We start from the raw sequence: 7,025 nt of genomic DNA on the forward strand, positions 1-7,025 counted from the left end.
TTCATCGCTCGACTTGCATGTGTTAGGCACGCCGCCAGCGTTCGTCCTGAGCCAGGATCAAACTCTCAATTTAAAAGTTTACACTTTTTATTGAAATGTTATAATCTGCGCTAACTGTTAAGTCAGTTAATCAACTGTTAGGTTGATTCGCAAGCTCATTACAATTCTCTTAGTCTTAAAACTAAGAATTACTTTTTGCTAAAGTAATTAACTGGTTTAACGAAATATTATTTCGTTTCTTTACCTATTTCTCTGTTTAATTTTCAAAGACCAATTTACTTTGCCATCAAGTGATGACTTCTAATATTATATCAATTTGCTTTGCTTTTGTCAACAAGTTTCTAATTTCTTTTAAATAATTTCATATAAGTTGTTAACTTAGCTTAATCTTTGTCGCTTATTGTCAGTTGCGACATTGACTATCTTATCATAAAACATTTATCAAATAATCGACTCTGGTGCAATTAAAATAAAATAGGCTCATTATTCTTTAATTTTTAGACTTTATCTCTATATATCTTATATTGATACACCAGGATAGTTATTTATTCATTAATATATACTAATCCGATTTTGGCCTATACCCATAAATAATAAAAGAGCAATATACCTTTATATAGACACAAGGTACTATCACTCTATTCTCTCTTTGCTTTGGTGTAAACTATGATTTCTACAATCATATTACATTATCGCAGTAAAAATTATAAGAAATATTACTCCAGGCACTCCTAGGAATCCTGCGATAAGCGCAGTTACAGCATTTATTTGGATAGTTATCCCTATGTACTGGCCTGCAAAGTTAACCAATAGCAAAAGTAGAACTCCTAAAATACCATTCAATATTAACTTACCTAATACTTTTAGTGGCCAAGAAAAAAGCTTTACCAAGACTATCATTGCAACTATTGCAATCAAAAAATACAATGCAACCTCCATACGTAATCCCCCCTATGTAAATCTTAAACTTTAATTTATCATTGATAATCCATTACTTAATTACATCTTACTAATAGTATATTTAAGCATTACTAAATATAGTATTAATTACACCGTAAATAGAGTTTTTATCTGATAATAGAATCAAGCTCTTCTATCATGTAACTAGCATTAATGGTTATCCCTTTTCGCCTAGCTTCTAATAAGAAAAATATATATCTAGCTTTAGATTGGTCTTCTCTATAAATTGCATAATCTATTAATTTAGGGTCATCGGCAACTTCAAAGTATTTCTTTGCACTCTCCCACTCAAGCTTAGCTTCTTCTAATTGTATAATAATGTCCTTTTGTTCCTGGGTATATTCTAGAGTTGAAAATAATATTTCTATTATCTTTTTTCTATTCATAATAAAAAACCTCCTATTTTATATCTTGTCTAAATTCTTGACATAAAATAGGAGTTATATTCTATATTTCTTTTCTTCCCTCTAAAGCTTTAGAAAGAGTTACTTCATCTGTATATTCTAAATCTCCACCAACTGGGATGCCATGTGCAATTCTTGTAACTTTTGCACCTAGTGGTTTTAATATTTTAGATATATACATGGCCGTAGCTTCTCCCTCTATGTTTGGATTAGTTGCAACTATCACTTCTTTTACGTCTCCATTAATTCTTCTTATAAGTTCCCTTAACTTTATATCTTCAGGTCCTCTTCCAAGCATAGGAGATATTGTTCCATGAAGAACATGATAAACACCATTAAATTCCTTTACTCTTTCCATAGTCATAATATCTTTTGGATTTTCAACTACGCAAATGATACTTTTATCCCTATTAGGATTAGAACAGATCGCACAAGGATCTGTATCTGCAAAACTTCCACATATTGCGCAAAACTTTAAAGTCCCTCTAGCTTGAACCAGTGCATGAGCAAACTCCTCTACTTCTTCCTTTGGAAGATTTAACACAAATAATGCAAGTCTTTGAGCTGTTTTTTTCCCTATACCAGGGAGCTTTGCAAACTCTTCTATAAGTTTTTCTATTGCTACTGGATAAAAATCCAATCTAGTCACCTCGTAACGATGTAGCTTTTAAACTACTGTTTATTAGAATAATCCTGGCATGTTTAATCCGCCTGTTAATTTACCCATTTCACTACTTGTTTCTTCTTCTGCAATCTTTAATGCTTGATTACAAGCACTCATAATTAAATCTTCAAGCATTTCAACATCATCTGGATCTACTACTTCTGGTTTTATCTTTACTTCAATAAGCTGTTTCTTTCCATTGGCTACTACAGTTACTGCTCCACCTCCAACAGATGCTTCAAATCTTTTGTCTTCTAAACCCTTTTGCATTTCTTCCATTTGTTGTTGAAACTTTTGAGCCTGCTTCATTAAACTATTCATATTTCCACCCATACCTGGAAATCCGCCTTTTGCCATAATAGTTACCTCCTATTTATTTGTTATTTAAGTTAATATTATTATATTTATATCCTCTGGACCTCTAAAAGTTATAATTAGATTTAGGTGTTTATAATCCAGAAAAATATATTGCTAATTTATTATAACTTTCCTATATTATTATATACTAATACCTATAATAATTTCCATTAAATAAGTAAATATTTTTATTCATCTAATACTTCAACAAGATCTTCTCCAAATGCTTCTATTAATATATCCTCAGGAGATCTGCTCTGTTTTTCTTCAGCCTCTATAGTATATTTTATTTTTACAGGTTCCTTTAATGACTCAGAAAATATTTCCTCTATTAAATTTCTATTTTCTTCTTTCTCAAGTCTAATTTTATTAAATGCGAACTGTTTTTCATAGTGTAATTCTATGACTCCACCATCACAGGCAACAATTTCTCCTGTCATTAATGATGCATATACAACCATATGTCTTCGCGCCTTAAAAATATCTAAAATGTCCTTAAAGGACTTTTTCACCATATCAACGCTTAAGTTAGAATTAGCATTATGTTTTTGCACTGGCCTTATTTCTGTTTTCTTATTTGCTGTGTTTGGCTTTATCTTATCACCCTTTTCAGAAGCCCTAGGCGTTATGCTTTCACAAGCTACTGTTATCTTTCCTTGCTTAACTATATCTTCTAACTTGTTTATTCTAGCTAATAGCACTTCTTTTGAGGTGTCATATTCTATTTTACACATTTTAATAACCGCGAGCTCTAGAAATATTCTGTTCTGTTTGCTCCACTTGGCCTGTTCTTCCGCATCTTGAAGTATCTTTATATTCCTCATGATTTCTTCTACTCTTATTTTAGACGCCTGCTGCTTTAAGATTTCTATATTTTCACTAGACATATCTAAAACTTCTTCTACATTGTCACTTACTTTTGCCATTAAAAGATTCCTCATATGAGTAGTCATATCTTTTATAAATACATATATATCTTTACCACTAAAAACTATTTCATTTATAGTCTTTATTGCAACTTCAATATTTCTATCTATTATACTGTCTGAAAGCATTATAAGACTCTCGGAGGTTACAAGTCCTAACATATTAATAACATCATCATAATCCACTTTGCCATCATTCATTGATATGGCTTGATCTAAAATACTTAGAGCATCTCTCGCAGCTCCATCAGAAATCCTAGCTATTAACTTCAAACTATTATCTTCTACATAAATTCCTTGCTGTGTAACAATCTTTCGTAGTAATTCAAATATATCTGCACTTTTTATTCTTTTAAAGTCAAACCTTTGGCATCTCGATAGTATTGTTATTGGCAACTTTTGCGGATCAGTTGTCGCTAATATAAATATTATATTACTTGGTGGCTCTTCTAATGTTTTTAAGAACGCATTGACAGCTCCTATTGATAGCATATGAACTTCATCTATAATATAAACCTTATACTTTGCTTCCTGTGGTGGATACTGAACATCATCTATGATATCGCGAATATTATCTACTCCATTATGAGATGCTGCATCTATCTCAGTAACATCTATTGCAATCCCTGCCTCTATCTTCTTGCACATTTCACACTCATTACAAGGCTCCCCTTGCGGAGAGTTTAAACAATTAACTGCTTTAGCTAATATCTTAGCTGATGAAGTCTTTCCAGTTCCTCTTGTACCACATAAAAGATATGCATGGGCTATTCTTTTACTATTTATCTGATTTTTTAGAGTTATAGTCACATGCTCTTGACCTACTACATCTCCGAAAGTCCTTGGTCTCCATTCTCTATATAAAGCTGTATATGCCACAAAGTTCACCTCTCCAAAGTAATGATATTTATATTCTTCTCAAATCCTTTTGAGTTTTCACATTTGATTATTACAATCTTAGTTCTTTTACTTATATAATTATATCATTTATATTACAGTATTAGTTTGTATTTATAAAAAACAAATATTATCTGCCTTTACATATAATAATTAACTTTAATACAATTTATCTATAAATACTATCCACTTATCAAAAAAATTATAATTCTCAAGTAAAAAAAAGATGCCAATAGGCATCTTATAATTCTTATGTAGACCGTACACCTCACTTCGATGTATAAACTATGCGCGTTACCTATACAGTTAACTCAAACCAGGTTGACCCACGGCACATGGAATGGATCACTTACCGCTGCTTCCTTCCGGATCTGACGGGGTTCATGAATTTCCATTGCGTGGGGCCCAGCTCTCAACGCCACTTATATAAGTCAGACCACACAATTTATAACCTAGGTGAGGAATTCACCCCTGCTGTAGCGGGTTGCAGGTTATAGGGCACCGCTAACTCCCCGGCTAGTACGGAAATTTAAATTGGCGGAAAAAGAGGGATTCGAACCCTCGGTAGAGTTTCCCCTACACACGCTTTCCAGGCGTGCTCCTTAAGCCACTCGGACATCTCTCCATAAAGTATGTTTATCCTTATATACACCTTTATAGTGCAACAAAATTAATTATACTATTAATAAATAGTATAATCAATAGTTATTTGTATAAATATTTTTGTAAGTCTTTCAATACATTCATAATACATCATTGTTTTCAACTTACTAGGTTATAACCTTATTTTATCAAATATTGCTATAACCTAGACTAATAACTCATAAATCAATAATGAAGATCTCTTTTCTTATAACTTATCACAAGGAATATAATCCAAAGTGCAACTCCTGTCAAACTTATAAGTTGTGCTACCCTTATTCCTCCAAGCATTAAACTGTCAGTCCTTAGTCCTTCAATAAAGAACCTTCCTATAGAGTATAACCCTATATAACTAAAGAATACAGTTCCCTTTTTAAGAGTTTTTGTTAATAAATAAATGAGTAATAACCCTATAAGCACATTCCATATTGATTCATATAGGAAGGTTGGATGATAATATGTTCCATCTATTAGCATACCCTTTTGTATGAAATTTGGAAACTTGCTTATAAAAGCTTTAGTAACTGGTCCACCGTGAGCTTCACTATTAAAGAAGTTTCCCCATCTACCTATTGCCTGAGCAATAATTATAGAAGGCGCTGCCACATCTACGAACTCTAAGAAGTTTTCCTTTCTATATCTTGTATATATTATTGCAGCAGCCATACCAAATATAATCCCACCATGTATAGCAAGCCCACCTTCACGTATGTTAAATACATCTATTAAATTGTCCTTGTATTGACTAAATTCAAATATTACATAGTAAGCTCTAGCTCCTATAATTGCTATTGGAAAAGATATCATTGCAATGTTCAAAAGTTCATCATAATCAAGGTCTTTTAATTTACTAGTAAAACCAGCTAAGATAACTGCAACCATCATTCCCGTTGCAATAAAAACTCCATACCAAGCTATGTCTAACCCAAATATATTAAAAGCTATTGGATTCATATGTAACCTCTCCTTTTGTATTACTATTTTGTGCTTTGCCTATAAAATTCCTAATACAATCAATAAAAAGATCAAGTTTTAAATTAAACTTGATCTTTTATAATCAATCTTATACTAATTGTGTCTGACTATTGTAAAAAAGTAAAGAAAAATATTTAAAGCTCAATAAATTATTTAAAGTAACTGTCAAATATTCCTTCTATTTTTTTAGCATCTTCACTTATAATGAAAATAACATATTGACCATTACTCTTTAATATATGATTTTTAACTAGTTCATACTGATCTGGTAAGTATTGTCCCCATGTTCTTTCTAAATCCTTTACACGTTTATTTATACTTTCCTTCACACTTTCTACGTTCTTTACATCTTTGACTTTTATAATTGCAGCTTCTGTAGCCTTAACATTCATCATAGGAACTTTAATTATAAAGTCCTCAATATTATCAGTATTTATATAGTAAAAGCCCTTCATTTCCTCTTTACTTAGATCCATCATACTAAAAAGTTGTACTTCCTTAGTAACTTTGTTCATTATATCGCTTATAACTACTTTTGTCTCTACAACTGGAGGTTTTGTAACTGGTGGCTTTGCTGTGGGTGTCTCTGGTTTTACTACAGGTTTTGTTACCACTACCGGTGCCTTTACATTATTCTCCTTAGGCTTTGTATTCGTAGTATTCAATGGTTTCTTAGTTTGCTCTTCTTCCTTCTTTTTCACATCAATATCTACGGGCTTTTGAGTCTCTTGTGGATTTTTTATAATTTCATCCTTTTTATCTGTTACCTGATTATTTTCTACACTTGTTGTATCTTTTTTCTCTTGCTGTACATTGGATAAGTTGTCTACATTATCAACCTTACCTTTACTTGAACAGCCTACTGCTGACATCATAACTAGTAGTGCTATAATACAACTTATTCTTTTTTTCATAATTAAACCATCCTTTTTTAATAGTATTTTATTTTATAATTTTTACTCCTTGTATATTCCTACACTATCTTGACGAAACATAACGCTAAAACGTTTCACTTATATATTAATTTTAAATATTTGATGCATATAAAATTGAGCATCTGTAAAGATAAAATAAAAACGAAACCATTAGTATAATGGTACCTATAGGAAGGACACTTAGAAAAAAAGTGTTTGGACTATAGGTACTTTTTTTGTATAATTTATATAAGGATAGGATGGTGGAAAATGAGTAAGGTTTTAT

7 protein-coding genes, 1 tRNA gene, 1 rRNA gene and 1 other RNA gene are annotated in these 7,025 nt (G+C 31.4%); all 10 read right to left on the reverse strand.

Annotation, left to right across the window (positions count from 1 at the left end; translation table 11 throughout):
* A 16S ribosomal RNA gene (locus tag LGK97_RS19325) occupies positions 1–73 on the reverse strand; the annotation flags it as partial.
* 611 nt (positions 74–684) lie between these two features.
* Positions 685–939, reverse strand: coding sequence for a pro-sigmaK processing inhibitor BofA family protein (locus tag LGK97_RS19330; protein WP_226261916.1), 255 nt, complete (start codon positions 937–939; stop codon positions 685–687).
* A gap of 128 nt (positions 940–1,067) precedes the next feature.
* Positions 1,068–1,346, reverse strand: coding sequence for a DUF2508 family protein (locus LGK97_RS19335; RefSeq protein WP_226261917.1), 279 nt, complete (start codon positions 1,344–1,346; stop codon positions 1,068–1,070).
* Positions 1,347–1,407: 61 nt separating this feature from the next.
* Positions 1,408–2,004, reverse strand: coding sequence for a recombination mediator RecR (gene recR / locus LGK97_RS19340; protein WP_226261919.1), 597 nt, complete (start codon positions 2,002–2,004; stop codon positions 1,408–1,410).
* A gap of 42 nt (positions 2,005–2,046) precedes the next feature.
* Positions 2,047–2,385, reverse strand: a complete 339-nt coding sequence (locus tag LGK97_RS19345; RefSeq protein ID WP_226261921.1) for a YbaB/EbfC family nucleoid-associated protein — start codon at positions 2,383–2,385, stop codon at positions 2,047–2,049.
* Positions 2,386–2,573: 188 nt separating this feature from the next.
* Positions 2,574–4,190 carry a DNA polymerase III subunit gamma/tau gene (gene dnaX / locus LGK97_RS19350; RefSeq protein ID WP_226261923.1) on the reverse strand — a complete coding sequence of 539 codons (1,617 nt, stop codon included), beginning with the start codon at positions 4,188–4,190 and terminating at the stop codon, positions 2,574–2,576.
* Between the two features lie 277 nt (positions 4,191–4,467).
* An RNA gene (gene ffs / locus LGK97_RS19355) (signal recognition particle sRNA large type) lies at positions 4,468–4,733 on the reverse strand.
* A 10-nt stretch (positions 4,734–4,743) separates the two neighbouring features.
* A tRNA-Ser gene (locus LGK97_RS19360) sits at positions 4,744–4,833 on the reverse strand.
* Positions 4,834–5,036: 203 nt separating this feature from the next.
* Complete coding sequence (gene lgt / locus LGK97_RS19365; RefSeq protein WP_226261925.1) at positions 5,037–5,804, reverse strand: prolipoprotein diacylglyceryl transferase; 768 nt, start codon at positions 5,802–5,804, stop codon at positions 5,037–5,039.
* Between the two features lie 170 nt (positions 5,805–5,974).
* Positions 5,975–6,739, reverse strand: a complete 765-nt coding sequence (locus LGK97_RS19370; RefSeq protein WP_226261927.1) for a DUF4358 domain-containing protein — start codon at positions 6,737–6,739, stop codon at positions 5,975–5,977.
* Positions 6,740–7,025: the final 286 nt, after the last annotated feature.

The organism is Clostridium sp. CS001 (genome assembly GCF_020443565.1).
Taxonomy (GTDB): Bacteria; Bacillota; Clostridia; order Clostridiales; family Clostridiaceae; genus Clostridium_AD.

Bases quoted from the DNA above. Each gene is read 5' to 3' on its own strand.
- LGK97_RS19330 (WP_226261916.1), bottom strand. From the start codon at position 939: ATGGAGGTTGCATTGTATTTTTTGATTGCAATAGTTGCAATGATAGTC.
- LGK97_RS19335 (WP_226261917.1), bottom strand. From the start codon at position 1,346: ATGAATAGAAAAAAGATAATAGAAATATTATTTTCAACTCTAGAATAT.
- LGK97_RS19345 (WP_226261921.1), bottom strand. From the start codon at position 2,385: ATGGCAAAAGGCGGATTTCCAGGTATGGGTGGAAATATGAATAGTTTA.
- lgt (WP_226261925.1), bottom strand. From the start codon at position 5,804: ATGAATCCAATAGCTTTTAATATATTTGGGTTAGACATAGCTTGGTAT.
- LGK97_RS19370 (WP_226261927.1), bottom strand. From the start codon at position 6,739: ATGAAAAAAAGAATAAGTTGTATTATAGCACTACTAGTTATGATGTCA.